Annotated in this window: 15 protein-coding genes; 11 read left to right on the top strand and 4 right to left on the bottom strand. The window is 64.6% G+C overall.

Features of this window, described 5'->3' with window-relative positions; translation table 11 throughout:
• Positions 1-165: 165 nt before the first annotated feature.
• Complete coding sequence (locus BLS26_RS24960; RefSeq protein ID WP_092515245.1) at positions 166-624, bottom strand: hypothetical protein; 459 nt, start codon at positions 622-624, stop codon at positions 166-168.
• Positions 625-743: 119 nt separating this feature from the next.
• Between BLS26_RS24960 and BLS26_RS24955 the strand changes: the two genes are divergently transcribed.
• Positions 744-1517 (top strand): 16S rRNA (uracil(1498)-N(3))-methyltransferase, encoded by a 774-nt coding sequence (locus BLS26_RS24955; protein ID WP_092515244.1) that lies wholly within the window; start codon positions 744-746, stop codon positions 1515-1517.
• On the opposite strand, the gene BLS26_RS24950 is transcribed toward BLS26_RS24955, so the two are convergent.
• On the bottom strand, positions 1510-1716 hold the full coding sequence (locus tag BLS26_RS24950) for a hypothetical protein (RefSeq protein WP_157676585.1): 207 nt from the start codon (positions 1714-1716) through the stop codon (positions 1510-1512). The genes BLS26_RS24955 and BLS26_RS24950 overlap by 8 nt on opposite strands.
• A gap of 244 nt (positions 1717-1960) precedes the next feature.
• On the opposite strand from BLS26_RS24950, the gene BLS26_RS24945 reads away from it, so the two are divergent.
• The 5 genes from BLS26_RS24945 to BLS26_RS24925 all read left to right on the top strand — a co-directional run bounded on the left by BLS26_RS24945 (position 1961) and on the right by BLS26_RS24925 (position 7078).
• The gene (locus BLS26_RS24945) at positions 1961-3139 is read left to right on the top strand and encodes an ATP phosphoribosyltransferase regulatory subunit (protein ID WP_092518538.1); all 1179 of its coding nucleotides are present in this window, start codon (positions 1961-1963) and stop codon (positions 3137-3139) included.
• On the top strand, positions 3136-4113 hold the full coding sequence (hisG, locus tag BLS26_RS24940; RefSeq protein ID WP_092515242.1) for an ATP phosphoribosyltransferase: 978 nt from the start codon (positions 3136-3138) through the stop codon (positions 4111-4113). The genes BLS26_RS24945 and hisG overlap by 4 nt, the downstream gene beginning before the upstream one ends.
• 84 nt (positions 4114-4197) lie before the next feature.
• A complete protein-coding gene (locus tag BLS26_RS24935; RefSeq protein WP_092518536.1) occupies positions 4198-5244 on the top strand; it encodes a glycosyltransferase family 2 protein in 1047 nt (348 codons plus the stop codon).
• Positions 5241-6086 carry a ChbG/HpnK family deacetylase gene (locus BLS26_RS24930; protein ID WP_092515241.1) on the top strand — a complete coding sequence of 282 codons (846 nt, stop codon included), beginning with the start codon at positions 5241-5243 and terminating at the stop codon, positions 6084-6086. Before BLS26_RS24935 ends, BLS26_RS24930 begins: the two co-directional genes overlap by 4 nt.
• 146 nt (positions 6087-6232) lie before the next feature.
• Positions 6233-7078 carry a DUF2076 domain-containing protein gene (locus tag BLS26_RS24925; RefSeq protein WP_092518534.1) on the top strand — a complete coding sequence of 282 codons (846 nt, stop codon included), beginning with the start codon at positions 6233-6235 and terminating at the stop codon, positions 7076-7078.
• Positions 7079-7206: 128 nt separating this feature from the next.
• Here the strand turns inward: BLS26_RS24925 and BLS26_RS24920 are convergent, their stop codons facing one another.
• Positions 7207-8013, bottom strand: coding sequence for a L,D-transpeptidase (locus BLS26_RS24920; protein WP_092515240.1), 807 nt, complete (start codon positions 8011-8013; stop codon positions 7207-7209).
• Here BLS26_RS24920 and BLS26_RS36360 point away from each other — a divergent pair.
• Together BLS26_RS36360 and BLS26_RS24915 are read left to right on the top strand one after the other, a co-directional pair.
• A complete protein-coding gene (locus BLS26_RS36360; protein WP_172804510.1) occupies positions 7945-8259 on the top strand; it encodes a hypothetical protein in 315 nt (104 codons plus the stop codon). The genes BLS26_RS24920 and BLS26_RS36360 overlap by 69 nt on opposite strands.
• Before the next feature lie 63 nt (positions 8260-8322).
• Positions 8323-9096: a protein phosphatase CheZ gene (locus BLS26_RS24915; RefSeq protein ID WP_092515239.1), complete on the top strand. Its 774-nt coding sequence runs from the start codon at positions 8323-8325 to the stop codon at positions 9094-9096.
• Positions 9097-9337: 241 nt separating this feature from the next.
• Here BLS26_RS24915 and BLS26_RS24910 read toward each other — a convergent pair whose 3' ends face one another.
• Positions 9338-9856 carry a hypothetical protein gene (locus BLS26_RS24910; protein WP_172804681.1) on the bottom strand — a complete coding sequence of 173 codons (519 nt, stop codon included), beginning with the start codon at positions 9854-9856 and terminating at the stop codon, positions 9338-9340.
• A gap of 380 nt (positions 9857-10236) precedes the next feature.
• On the opposite strand from BLS26_RS24910, the gene groES reads away from it, so the two are divergent.
• The 3 genes from groES (at position 10237) to BLS26_RS24895 (ending at position 13666) form a co-directional block, all read left to right on the top strand.
• A complete protein-coding gene (gene groES / locus BLS26_RS24905) occupies positions 10237-10533 on the top strand; it encodes a co-chaperone GroES (RefSeq protein ID WP_092515237.1) in 297 nt (98 codons plus the stop codon).
• Between the two features lie 157 nt (positions 10534-10690).
• Positions 10691-12340 carry a chaperonin GroEL gene (gene groL / locus BLS26_RS24900; protein ID WP_092515236.1) on the top strand — a complete coding sequence of 550 codons (1650 nt, stop codon included), beginning with the start codon at positions 10691-10693 and terminating at the stop codon, positions 12338-12340.
• 126 nt (positions 12341-12466) lie between these two features.
• A complete protein-coding gene (locus BLS26_RS24895) occupies positions 12467-13666 on the top strand; it encodes a hypothetical protein (protein ID WP_092515235.1) in 1200 nt (399 codons plus the stop codon).
• Positions 13667-13823: the final 157 nt, after the last annotated feature.

Here is a 13823-nt window from a genome sequence, read left to right as displayed (position 1 = left end):
TACGATTGCTGGATGCCCTTAACAACCCGTCGAATAGGGCAACAGCGCGGCGTAGAGCCACATCAGCAGCCAATATTGCCCCTGATTCGGGTCGTTTCGGTTAAAGGCGACGCCATTGGAACATCAAATCTGCCTGAACGCGGACTTCATGCCCGAGACGGGCAGCTAACGGACTTTGTCGAAGTCGCCGACCGGTCCGCGCGGCCGAGCCGGTTCGGTCCGCAGGCTGATGTTGCTGATGCCATGGAAGTCGCCGACGGGTCCCCGCTTCTGCAGTCCTGTCGCGCAGAGTTTCATCCGCAGGGCCTCGGTGCGCTGGTGGCCGGCCTTGAGTTGGTCGGCGGTCCGCTGCGGCACGCCGCATTCGGCCGAATTGGCTTCCAGATATTTGATCATCCGGACTTCGGACTGGGCGAATTCTCCGATCAGCCTGCAAGCCTCTTGCGGCGGCGCATGGCGCTCGCTCGCAGCCTTGATCAGCCTGCCGCGGCTCTCCGCCTCTTCGCGCAGCGGCGCGAAGGCCTGCACGCAGGCCCGGTTGTTGGAAGCGCTTTGCGCCAAGGCCCAACCGGCGTTCAAGGCGGTGGCAACCAATGTCAGCAACAGGGTCAAGCAACGGATCATGGGCGAGACAATCTCTGGAATAGGGCGTTTGCCCGGCGCCGGGCCGCGCCAACCGCCAAAAACAGACTCCTGACTTCAGCGCTTTGGGCTAAAAGGCGGCCCGGACTGGACCCTGACCGATGCCTGAATTCGATTTTAGCGCCCCGCGCCTGTTTGTCGATGCTCCCCTCAAGGCGGGGCAGACGGTGGCGCTGGAGCGCAACCAAAGCAACTATCTCGGCAATGTGCTGCGGCTGGCCGCCGGCGATACGATCCTGGTCTTCAACGGTCGCGACGGCGAATGGCAGGCGCAGATCGCCGGCCGCAAGCGGCCCGACGCGCTCATCATCGTGACGCCGACGCGGCCGCAGGATCGCCTGCCCGACATCGCCTACGTGTTCGCGCCGCTCAAGCACGCAAGGCTCGACTACATGGTGCAGAAGGCGGTCGAAATGGGCGCGTCGCGCCTGCAGCCGGTGCTGACCCGCCACACCCAGGTCTCGCGGGTCAACAGCGAGCGGATGCGCGCCAATGTGATCGAGGCGGCCGAGCAATGCGGCATCCTGAGCCTCGCCGAGGTGGCCGAGCCGGTGGCGCTCGACCGCTATCTCGGCCAGCGCCAACCTTCACGCCTGCTGGTGTTCTGCGACGAGGCGGCTGAGGCCGCCAATCCGGTGCAGGCGCTGCAACAGGCAGCCGCCGCCGACGGCATCGACATTCCGGATGGCATCGACATCCTGATCGGGCCCGAGGGCGGATTTGCCGAGGAAGAGCGCGCGGTGCTGCTGCGTCAGCCCAAGATCCTGCGGCTCTCGCTGGGACCCCGAATCCTGCGCGCCGATACGGCGGGTGTCGCAGCGCTGGCGCTGGTGCAGACCGCGCTGGGCGATTGGGCAGGCAAAGCCGTTAGGTGATTGCCATCTGCCGGTTGCGAGGCGGCATCAGGTCCACGATGACGCAAGGAAACGGGAACAGCGGGAACAGCAGCGCGCCCCAGAAGAACCAGGCGAGCTCGGAGCGGCCCTTCGCGATCGCATGCCTGGCCGTATAACGGCCGGCCAGGAACGCGACGGGAAGAATGAAGAGCGCGATGAAAGCGATCCAGGCAAGCATGGGCGGCTCCTGTCGATGCCCGATCATACAGGATTGGGCCGGCGGACGCGACCGGGCCTGAAATGGCGGCCTGCCCGGCCCAAACCTCCTGACCTCAAGCCTTCCGACCTCAAGGCCTTCGTTAAGCGACTTGCCCAATCCCTGTCGAAACCCCGCCCGGGCCATGCTAAGGCCTGCGCCGAGAGCCCTAGAATCTGCCCGTTCACCCCCTGAAACCCGGTTTTCCGGGTATTTGGACGTCAAAATGACCGTAACCGCCGCTGCCCGAGGGGTTGCCGGGTCCGCCGCCTGGGCGGACGCGCTGCTGTTGTCGTTTGCGCAAGCCGGCTACGTCCAGGCCGAGCCCGCGATCCTGCAGCCGGCCGAGCCGTTCCTCGACCTTTCCGGCGAAGACATCCGCAAGAGCCTTTACCTGACCACCGATGCCAGCGGCGAGGAACTCTGCCTGCGGCCCGACCTCACCATTCCGGTCGCGCGCGACTATCTCGCCTCCGGCCGCGCCGGCCAGCCCATCGGCTTCAGTTATCTCGGCCCGGTGTTCCGTTATCGCGGCGGCCAGCCGAGCGAGTTCCTGCAGGCCGGCATCGAATCCTTCGGACGGCAGGACCGCGCCGCGGCGGATGCCGAAATGCTGGGGCTGGCGCTGGCAGCCACCGCCGCGTTCGGATTGAAGGATGTCGAAATCCGCACCGGCGACGTCGCTTTGTTCATCGCGCTGATCGACGCGCTCAACCTCTATCCCGTCTGGCGACGGCGGCTGATCAAGGATTTCAACCGCAAGCTCAGCCTGACCGACGACATCGAGCGGCTGACGCTCGCGGCCGCACCGGGCCGCAACGAATATGAGGGCGTGCTGGCAGCACTGGCCGGTTCCGACCGCAAGGCGGCGCTGGCGCTGGTGACCGACCTGATGTCGATCGCCGGCACCACCAATGTCGGCGGCCGCTCGGTTTCCGAAATCGCCGACCGCTTCCTCGAACAGTCGACCTTGAAGGGCGGCGCGCTGCCGCGCGATGCGCTCGGCATCATCAAGCGCTTCCTTGCGATCTCAGGCGATCCGGACGAAGCGGTGGCGCAACTGCGCGCGCTGGCCGCCGACGCCAAACTCGATCTGACGGCGGCGATCGACCAGCTCGAAAGCCGGGTCGGCTTCATGGCCGCGCGCGGCATCGACACCTCGATGACCCGCTTCTCGACCTCGTTCGGTCGCGGCCTCGACTACTACACCGGTTTTGAATTCGAACTGCACGCCAAAGGCAGCGGCGTCGAGCCGCTGGTGGCCGGCGGGCGCTATGACGGGCTGATGACCCAGCTTGGTGCTGCGACGCCGATCCCCGCGGTCGGATTTTCGGTGTGGATCGAGGCGCTGACGCAGCTCGGCAAACCCGGTGCGCCAGCACCAGCTCAAGGGAGCGCCGCATGACCGCGCCGTTCGTTCTCGCGGTCCCTTCGAAAGGCCGCCTGCAGGAAAACGCCGAAGCCTTTTTCGCCCGCGCCGGATTGACGCTGGCCAAGCCCGGCGGCGCGCGCGACTATCGCGGCACGATACCAGGCCTCGCCAATGTCGAGATCGCGTATCTCTCGGCCAGCGAGATCGCCTCGCAACTGGCGCGCGGCATGGTGCACCTCGGCGTCACCGGCGAAGACCTGTTGCGCGAGAGCATTGCCGACGCCGACAAGCGCGTGCTGCTGATCGACAGCCTCGGTTTCGGCAGCGCCAACGTCGTGGTCGCGGTACCGCAGGCCTGGATCGACGTCCGCACCATGGCCGATCTTGACGACGTCACCACGGGCTTTCGCGCCCAGCATAACCGGCGGATGCGGGTCGCGACCAAGTACATCAACCTGACGCGCAACTTCTTCGCCGCCCACGGCGTGGTCGACTACCGCATCATCGAGAGTGCCGGCGCCACCGAAGGCGCACCCGCCGTCGGCACCGCAGAAATGATCGTCGATATCACCACGACAGGCGCGACGCTTTCCGCCAACGGGCTCAAGGTACTCGACGACGGCGTGATCCTGCGCAGCCAGGCCAATCTCGTCGCCTCCAAAGACGCCGACTGGTCGGACGCGGCCCGCGAGACTGCGCGGGTGATCCTGGATCACATCGCCGCCCGCGCCCGCGCCAGCAAGTATCGCGAAGTGCGTACCCGTTTTGCCGGCTGCAACGATACGCTGCTGGCGGAAGCCCATAACCGCTTCGGCGTGGTGGCCCCGTTCGGCGGTCCGACCTCGTCGGGCATGCTGACATTGCACTGCCCGCCGATGCAGATTTACGCGCTCGGCAGTTTCCTGCGCGAGCACGGCGCCGACACGGTGTCGGTGGCCTCGCTCGATTACGTGCTCGACCGCGAAAACCCGCTGTTCGCCCGGCTCGAGGCGTTCCTGCGGCGATAGGGCGTACCGCCGGTTCCCACGGCTGTGGCGACAAGGCGCGGCGATTGCCATATGTTTGATATGAGCAAGCTTGGAACTGACACGATGATGCTGGGTACCGATGTTTCCGGACTGTCCACCACCGCGGCCAATGCTGCGGCGCAGGGACTGTCGATCGTCGTGCCCGTCTACAACGAGGCCGCCGGCCTTGCTGCGCTGCACGAGCGGCTGATCGGTCTGGCCAAGACGCTGCACGCGCGCTACCGGCTCGGCTGCGAAGTCGTCTATGTCGACGACGGCAGCGCCGATGCGACGCTGTCGATCGCGCGCGGACTCAAGGCCGAGGCGCTCGACGTCCAGGTGGTGTCGCTGTCGCGCAATTTTGGCAAGGAAGCCGCCTTGATGGCCGGACTGGACCATGTCCGCCGCGGCGCGGTGCTGTTCATGGACGGCGACGGCCAGCATTCGCCGGATCTGGTCGAGAAACTCGTCGGTCACTGGATCGATGACGGCTACGACGTGGTCTATACCGCGAAGGCGCATCGCGACAATGAATCGTTCCTGCGCCGGCAAGCCGTGCGCGGCTTCTACGCGCTGATCAACTGGGGCGCACGGCAGAAGATCCCCGAGGACGCCGGCGACTTCCGTCTGCTGTCGCCGCGCGCCGCAGCGGCGCTGAAGCAACTTCCCGAGCGCAACCGTTTCTTCAAGGGTCTCGCCACCTGGATCGGCTTCCGCCAGATCCGCGTCGACTACGAACCGGCGCCGCGCGCCCATGGCGTCACCACTTTCAGCCCGGGCCGGCTGATCGGCCTGTCGATCGAAGGCTTGACCTCGTTCTCGGTGGCCCCGTTGCGCTTCGCCAGCCTCGCCGGCGTGGTGCTCGCCGGCGGCGCATTCCTGTTCGGGCTTTCCATTCTGTGGGAGGTCTGGACCACCGGCAAGCAAGTGCCCGGCTATCCCTCGCTGGTGATCGGCCTGATGACGATCGGCGGCGTGCAGCTCATCATGATCGGCATCGTCGGCGAATATATCGGCAAGATCCTGTCGGAACTGAAAGCGCGGCCGATCTACTTCGTCGCCGAACATTCCGAGAAGCGCGCCGACGGCGAGACGGCCACCAGTACGGCTGAGCGGACCGCCGCCGAATGAACGACGCCGCGTCGCCGCGCCGGATCTGGCTGTGCGCCGACGATTACGGCCTCGCCGAGGGCGTCAACCGCGCCATCCGCGACCTGATCGACCGCGGCCGTCTCAATGCGACCTCGGTGATGGTGGTTGGCGCCGCCATCGGCCGCGACGAGGTCAAGGCCCTGCGGGAGGTCGCCGCCAAAAGCCCGCGCTGCGCCATCGGCCTGCACGCGACGCTGACCGCGCCGTTCCGCCCGCTGACGATGCATTTCCGCCCGACCGATGGCGGGATGTTCTTGCCGTTTCCGAAACTGTTGCGCGCGGGCCTGTTGCGGCGGCTCGATGTCGAGATGATTTACGGCGAGCTGATGGTGCAGCTCGCCGCCTTCCGGGATCTGTTCGGCCGCGCGCCTGACTTCGTCGACGGCCATCAGCATGCACAACTGTTTCCGCAGGCGCGCGACGGGTTTCTGCGCGCGGTCAAGGAAGCGGCCCCCGGCGCCTGGGTGCGCCAGGGCGGACGGATTCAACCGCTGGCGCAACGGCTGGCGGCGCCGAAGGCGCTGGTGCTCGACGTGCTGAGCGCGCAATTCCGCAAACGGGCCGCGCGCGCCGGGCTGCCGTTCAACCCGGCCTTTGCCGGCGCCTATGATTTTTCGACGGCGCCTGACTTCGGCGCTCTGATGCGGCAGTTCCTTGACGGGCTGCCGGAAGGCGGCCTCGTGATGTGTCATCCGGGATTCGTCGACGAGACGCTTCTAAGCCTCGATCCGCTGACCACCCAGCGCGAGGCCGAACACGCGTATCTCGCCGGCGAGCATTTCCCGCCGCTGCTGACGGCGAACAATATAACACTCGCCTGATCAGCACTGGCCTGAAAAGGTTCACCAAAACCGGCCGCGCCGATTGTCGCATACCAAAATTTAATTCGCACCAGCACTACTTGGGACGCAAAGGCGGCCTACATCTGCCCCGCGCTTCGATCCCCATTCGGCGCGAGGAGAAGGCCATGACACCGCAAGAACGCCAACTGATTGACGATCTTTTCGACCGGCTCGCCAAACTCGAAACCGCGCCGCGCGATTCCGAGGCCATGTCCGCGATCATGCAGGGACTGCGTACCGCGCCCAATGCGGTCTATGCGCTGGTGCAGACCACCCTGGTGCAGGACGAGGCGCTGAAGCGTGCCCATGACCGCATCCAGGAACTGGAAGCCACGCAAACCGGCCAGCCCAACCCATCCGGCGGCTTCCTCGATTCGATGCGCGACGCCATCTTCGGACAGGGCCAGCCGCAAGGTTCCGGCCAAGGTTCGGGCTCCGTGCCGCACGTCCGCGCGCCCGACATCAGCGGCGGCCGCCCGGTATGGAACAGCGGTCAGGTGATGCAGCAGGCCCAGGCGCCCGGACAACAATACGGACAGCCATACGGTCAGCCGCAAGGCTACCCCCAGCAGTATGGCGGACAGCAGCCGGCGTTCGGCGGCGGAGGCGGCTCGTTTCTCGGAACCGCGGCGGCGGCCGCGGCCGGCGTGGTCGGCGGCTCGCTGCTGCTCGGCAGCATCCGCTCGATGATGGGCGGCAGCGGCAACCACCAGGCCTTTGGCGACCAGTCCGCCTTCGGCGGTTCGAGCGGCAACCAGAAGCCGTGGAGCGATCAGTCGAGCAGCGATCTGGCGCGTGACGCCGGGATCAACGACATCAACTCATCCGGCGCGTCCGGCCAGCGCGCCGCCGACGACGGCGGTTCGCGCGCCGGTCTGTTCGACCAGGCCTCGAACGACGACATGGATCACGACTCCGACGGCTTCGATGACGACGACGGCGGCGACGACGGGGACAGCGATTTCGCCTGAGCCACGTCAGTCCTGAAACGACAAACGGCCGCCCGATCGGGCGGCCGTTTTGATTTCAGGTGAAGGGATTCTTTTTTGACGCGTTTTCTTGACGCGAACCGGAATCCACTTCGCTTGAAAACGCTATGTTAGATGACGACGACCTTGGCGCCGACGCCGACGCGGCCGTAGAGATCGATCACGTCCTCGTTGCGCATCCGGATGCAGCCGGAGGAGACGTTGGTGCCGATGGTCCAGGGCTCGTTGGAGCCGTGGATGCGATAGAGCGTCGATCCCAGATACATCGCACGCGCGCCGAGCGGATTTGCCGGGCCGCCTTCCATGTGGCGCGGCAGGTCGGGGCGGCGCGCCAGCATTTCCGAAGGCGGCGTCCAGGCCGGCCATTCCTTTTTCGCCGAGATGGTCTTGACGCCCGACCAGGTGAAGCCGGGACGGCCGACGCCGATGCCGTAACGCAGCGCCTTGCCGTCGCCCTGCACCAGGAACAGGAACTTGTTCGGGGTGTCGACGACGATGGTGCCGGCGCCTTCCTTGCCGTGATATTCGACCATCTGCTTTTCGTATTTCGGATCGAACGAACGCTGCCTTTCGTCGACCGCCTCTTCCTGCTGCTGCGGACGCATCGACTGCTGCGGGTCCATCGGCGGCAGCAGCGAACGGCGGCCGTAACCGTTGTCCGGCTGCTGCTGATACATCGGCTGCTGTTGCTGGTAACGCCCGCCCTGCGGCGCATCGCCGAACAGGAACTGGATGAAGCCTCCGCCCATATTCGCGTTTTCGGCAGAGGCCATTCGAACCGGCGCTGATGGCGCGGGCTCACGCGCATAGATCACCGTGGGTTCTGCTGATGGCGCCGCGTCGATCGCTTGAGCCTGATCGGCGAAGCAAAGGAGGGAGGCGCTCGCAAGGAGCGCGAGAGAGATTTTTCCAGACATCGACGTACTCGTTACTGTTTCGTCACTGTGGTTCACTTCGGCGCCTGCACGACGCCGTTGCACGCAATCAATACAAACGAAAACCTAATCGGTTTGGTAAACGGAAACGGCGTTTCGATTCACCACGTCGCCAACCGCGCGCTGATTTGTCCGGTAGCGTTTATTTTGGGTGAACGCGGACCCTTCATGGTTAATCGTTGGTGTGCGGCCCTGGCAAAGCGCACCGCGAACGTGTTCCCCGCGTGAACCTGACGTTAAATCGCGTCGGTCTACAAACAACACCGGAAGTGAAGGGGTGGGAAAAAACTCATGTCGATTGGTCGCAAACGTTTTCGTATCGAAGAAGCCATTATGGGCGACGCGCCCATGTCCGTAGCAGAAGGCGGCGACATCGGCCCGATGCATCGCGAGATCATGTCCGAGCTGCGCTCGATCCGCGCCCAGATGGCCGCCGGCGGCGGTCGCTCGGCAGTGACCGAAACCGCGGAAGCCAGCGTTGCGCGCGAAGTGGCCGAAGCCCATACGCTTCTGGAAACCTATCGCGCCCAGATCGAACAGTGCGAAAAGCTCAAGGTCGAGCTCGACCTCATTCACGACGCCATCAACCGCACCAAGCGCGAAATCGCCACGCTGCACGGCCGCAGCTTCGATGGCGAGGAAATGGCCAAGGTCAATGGCGAACTCGGCGCCGTCGTCGGCGGCACCGAACAAGCCACCCAGCAGATTCTCGAAGCCACCGAAGCGATCGATCAGGCCGCCAGCGCGCTGTCGAAGAACATCTCGGCGGACCAGCAGAAGCTGCTCGCCGAGGAAATCCAGGAACGCGTGATCTCGATCTTCGAGGCCTGCAATTTCCAGGATCTCACCGGCCAGCGCATCAGCAAGGTGATGACGACGATGAAGTTCATCGAAAATCACATCAACGCGATGATGGAGATCTGGGGCGGCGTCGACGCGATCAAGGCTCACGCCACGCCGGTCGTCGATACCCGCGAAGGCGACGCCAAGCTGCTCAACGGCCCGAAAATGGACGGCGACGTCGGCCACGCCTCGCAGGACGACATCGACGCCCTGTTCGACTAAAGATTTTGCGCCCGCCGGGTGGCGACACAAGGCGACGGCATCGGAGACGAAAAAACGCCGGCAGCGATGCCGGCGTTTTTTTGTTTTAGGATTGGTGGTGCCTCAAATCGTCATTGCGAGCCAACGGGTCGGCGCAAAGCGCCGCCCGATGACAGGCTCCGCGAAGCAATCCAGAAAGCCGCAAACGAGGTAAACGAAGTCTGGATTGCTTCGCTTCGCTCGCAATGACGGGAAACCGGGCTCACGCCCGCGGGGCGCAGCGCACATAGACCATGTTGCCGTAACGGACCGCAGCGTCCTTGTCGACGAAGCGGGTGACCAGCACGCGGCCGTCGAACGACACGATCTCGCGGTCCTGCTCGCCGGGGGTCGGTCCGGGCGGGCCGATATAGTTCTTGCCGCTCGGGCTGCCCTTGAGGCGCAGTTCCTGCGGCGTCGCCTGGTCGGCCAGATGCATGACCACGCCGCCGGACTGCCCGGCGCCGATCACGTAAGGCTGCTTGCACTGTCCCCTCGCCGCGGCCTCGGTCCGGGCACGGTCGGCGGGGTTCTGGAACGAGGCAAGGCCCCAGCGGCCGACGATCTCGTCGGCGCGGATCGAAGCCGGCATTTCGGGGGCGACCCCGGGCTCGACCGGCTCGGGTGATGAATTCGAGGACAGCGATGGCAGGCTCATGCTGCCGCAGCCCCCGAGGAAAACCGTCAGCGCCGAGGCGATCGCCAGATTGGCAACCGTACGCGCATTAACTGACCTGATCATCGCAATCCCCCGACCAATTCCTAGCCGCCCATCCCGCAGCCAACCGTAAAACGCCTGCCGGAGCAATGACGTCCCTTTAACTACGCCATCATTCCGATTTGGTTTCTCACCGAGCATCCTATATTGGCCTCACCAAGGCCTTAACCGTTTTCGGATCCTGCCCCGGTCTACTTCCACTTGGCTTGCCTTTGGCTCCCTTGCTTGACAGGAACCGCGCCAAGCCATATTCCCCGGGGCCACAATTAGCACTCAAATACAGCGATTGCTAAGGGGACCTGCCGTCCCGCCCGGGATGGGTTCGAACAGCCGGCATTGCCGGCCAATTTCGATGGCAACCAGACCTGAAACCGCGCCTCCCAGAGGAATGAAGAGGAAACCTCATGTCCAAATCCAAATTCCGCCCGCTGCATGACCGCGTCGTGGTCAAGCGTATCGATGCCGAAGAAAAGACCAAGGGCGGCATCATCATTCCCGACAGCGCCAAGGAAAAGCCCTCGCAGGGCGAAATCACCGCGGTCGGTCCCGGCGGCCGCGACGAGGCCGGCAAGCTGATCCCGATCGACCTCAAGGTCGGCGACCGCGTGCTGTTCGGCAAATGGTCGGGCACCGAGGTCAAGCTCGATGGCGAAGAACTCCTGATCATGAAGGAGTCGGACATCATGGGCGTGCTGAGCTAAGACGAAATCTGAACGGCCGCGGCATCCACCGCCGTCATGCCCGGGCTTGACCCGGGCATCCATCCTTCTTCCGAAGATGATGGATTGCCGGGTCAAGCCCGGCAATGACGAGTGATAGAGCGCGGCGACCAATTTCCCGATTACCAAGGAGTCTAAAATGGCTGCCAAAGACGTCAAATTTTCCGGAGACGCCCGCGATCGCATGCTGCGCGGCGTCGATATCCTCGCCAACGCGGTCAAGGTGACGCTCGGCCCGAAGGGCCGCAATGTCGTGATCGAAAAGAGCTTCGGTGCTCCGCGCATCACCAAGGACGGCGTCACCGTCGCCAAGGAAATCGAGCTCGAGGACAAGTTCGAGAACATGGGCGCGCAGATGCTGCGCGAAGTCGCCTCCAAGACCAACGACACCGCCGGCGACGGCACCACGACGGCCACCGTGCTGGCGCAGGCGATCGTGCGCGAGGGCGCCAAGTCGGTCGCGGCCGGCATGAACCCGATGGACCTCAAGCGCGGCATCGACATCGCGGTCGCCGCCGTGACCAAGGACATCGAGAAGCGCGCCAAGCCGGTTGCCGCCTCCTCCGAGGTCGCCCAGATCGGCACCATCTCGGCCAATGGCGATGCCGCCATCGGCAAGATGATCGCGCAGGCGATGCAGAAGGTCGGCAATGAAGGCGTCATCACGGTCGAGGAAAACAAGTCGCTCGATACCGAAGTCGACATCGTCGAGGGCATGAAGTTCGACCGCGGCTATCTCTCGCCCTACTTCGTCACCAACGCCGAGAAGATGACCGCCGAGCTCGAGGACGTCTACGTGCTGCTGCACGAGAAGAAGCTGTCCGGCCTGCAGTCGATGCTGCCGGTGCTGGAAGCCGTGGTGCAGTCCGGCCGTCCGCTCTTGATCATCGCCGAGGACGTCGAAGGCGAGGCGCTGGCGACGCTCGTGGTCAACCGCCTGCGTGGTGGCCTCAAGGTCGCCGCCGTCAAGGCGCCCGGCTTCGGCGATCGCCGCAAGGCGATGCTGGAAGACCTCGCGATCCTGACCGGCGGTCAGCTGATCTCCGACGAGCTCGGCATGAAGCTCGAGAGCGTCACCGTCAACATGCTCGGCCGCGCCGGCAAGGTGGTGATCGACAAGGAGAACACCACGATCGTCAAGGGCGCCGGCAAGAAGAAGGACATCGAGGCCCGCGTGACGCAGATCAAGGCGCAGATCGAGGAAACCACCTCGGACTACGACCGCGAGAAGCTGCAGGAACGGTTGGCCAAGCTCGCCGGCGGCGTCGCGATTATTCGCGTCGGCGGCGCGACCGAAATCGAAGTGAAGGAGAAGAAGGATCGCGTCGAGGACGCCCTCAACGCGACCCGTGCGGCCGTTCAGGAAGGCATCGTGCCGGGCGGTGGCGTGGCACTGCTGCGCGCCAAGAAGGCGGTCGGCCGCATCCATAACGACAACTCCGACGTCCAGGCCGGCATCAATATCGTGCTGAAGGCGCTGGAAGCCCCGATCCGGCAGATCTCCGAGAATGCCGGTGTCGAAGGCTCGATCGTGGTCGGCAAGATCCTCGAGAACAAGTCCGAGACCTTCGGCTTCGATGCCCAGACCGAGACTTACGTCGACATGGTCGAAAAGGGCATCATCGACCCGGCCAAGGTGGTGCGCACCGCCCTGCAGGACGCCGCCTCGGTGGCCGGCCTGTTGGTGACGACCGAAGCCATGGTCGCCGAACTGCCGAAGGAGCCGGCTCCGGCGATGCCGGGCGGCGGTGGCGGCGGCATGGGTGGCATGGGCGGCATGGGTTTCTAAGCCCGTTAAACCCTCAACACCCGCTTAAACAGATAGAAGGCCGCCTCCGGGCGGCCTTCTTTTTGGTGATGTTGCAGAGGTTTGCTACTTAAGCCCCACCGATTCTGTCGTTTCAGGGAATTTCAAATGCGCGCGCTGATGCTTTGCCTGTTCGGTCTGGTAACAGTCTCTCCGGATTTCGCTTTCGCCCAGATGAAACTCCCCGCCAAGACCGCGCCGGGCTCGACCGAAGTCCGCTACTTCACCTCGATCGACGGCCTGATGGACGGCAATGCCGACGTGGTCCTGAAAGAAACGCGCCAGGGCAAGGCCGTCACCGCGGCCGTGCTCGACGTCTGCTACCCCGCCGAAAAAGGCTCCGACCGCAAGGACCGCTTCGTTGCCAACCTCGCCGTCAACGGCCAGAACCTGACCGGCACGACGCAGACCACCGGCGACAAGAAGCCGGTGACGGTCAAACTGCTGCGCAAGCCGAGCGGCGACAGTTTCGAATTCCGCGGCCAGATCACCATCGGCACCAACGTCACCGAGGTGACCTCATCAGATAATTCCGATCTCAGCGAAAAGGAATTTCTGGACAACCAGACCAGCGACGACGGCATCACGCCCCAGCCCAAGGACTTTACCGAAGTGTCGCCAGAATCGGTCGGCGTGCGGGTCAAGCTGGAGGCAGCTCTCGACTACCTGAAGAGCCTCCGGGGCGAAGGCGTCGAAGTTGGCCTCGGCAGCCTCGCGATCACCTGCGACGCGATGCGCGCCGGCGAGCAGACCATCAACCTCACGGTGGATCCCGAGCGCGCCGCGGCGCTGATCGCCAAGACCAAGTCGGCGCCGGGCGTGACCGCCGTGGGCTGGACCTCTGGCGCCGTCGAGATGGACCGCACGATCCGGTTTGCCGCCGGCGAGTGGCGCGATGGCGACAAGATCAACAAGGACAAGATCGCATCGGCGATTTCGGGCGTGCTGAGCAGGACGTTGTCGGCCAAGCCGGCCGGCGCCGACTGGAACGCCAACACCGGCAAGCTGAAGCTGACCTTGAAGCGCCCGAGCCAGACCTATCCAGCCCTCGGCCTGACCGAGAGCCTCGAAATCACCGCGCTGGTTTCAACGGACAAACCCGGCGCTTCCGACCGGCTGATGCTGTGGATTTCGAGCCCCGTCATCACGACCACGGATGAAAACGCGGGTCCGAAGCTGAACCTGTCGGAAGAGGCCGCCGGCGACGAGGAAGGCGGCGATCCCAAGGATGACAACGGTTCGGTCGAGGCGCTGGCCAAGGAATTCAAGGGCCAGCGCTGGGACGCCGACAAGTCGGTCTGGAAGTAAGGCACTTCCGTCGTCCCTGGCCTGGAGCCGGCCGTGCGCCGGCTGAGCCCTGCGCCTTACGCGCACAAAACCCATGCACCAGCGCATTTGACATGCCGCGCCCGAGCGGCAATGAACGGTTGCGATAAGTGCATGAGTTGCCAAGGATTTCAGCTCG

The organism is Afipia sp. GAS231 (assembly GCF_900103365.1).
Lineage (GTDB): Bacteria > Pseudomonadota > Alphaproteobacteria > Rhizobiales > Xanthobacteraceae > Bradyrhizobium.
The sequence above is the reverse complement of the archived record's forward strand: the minus strand, read 5'-3'. Positions and strand labels throughout refer to the sequence as shown.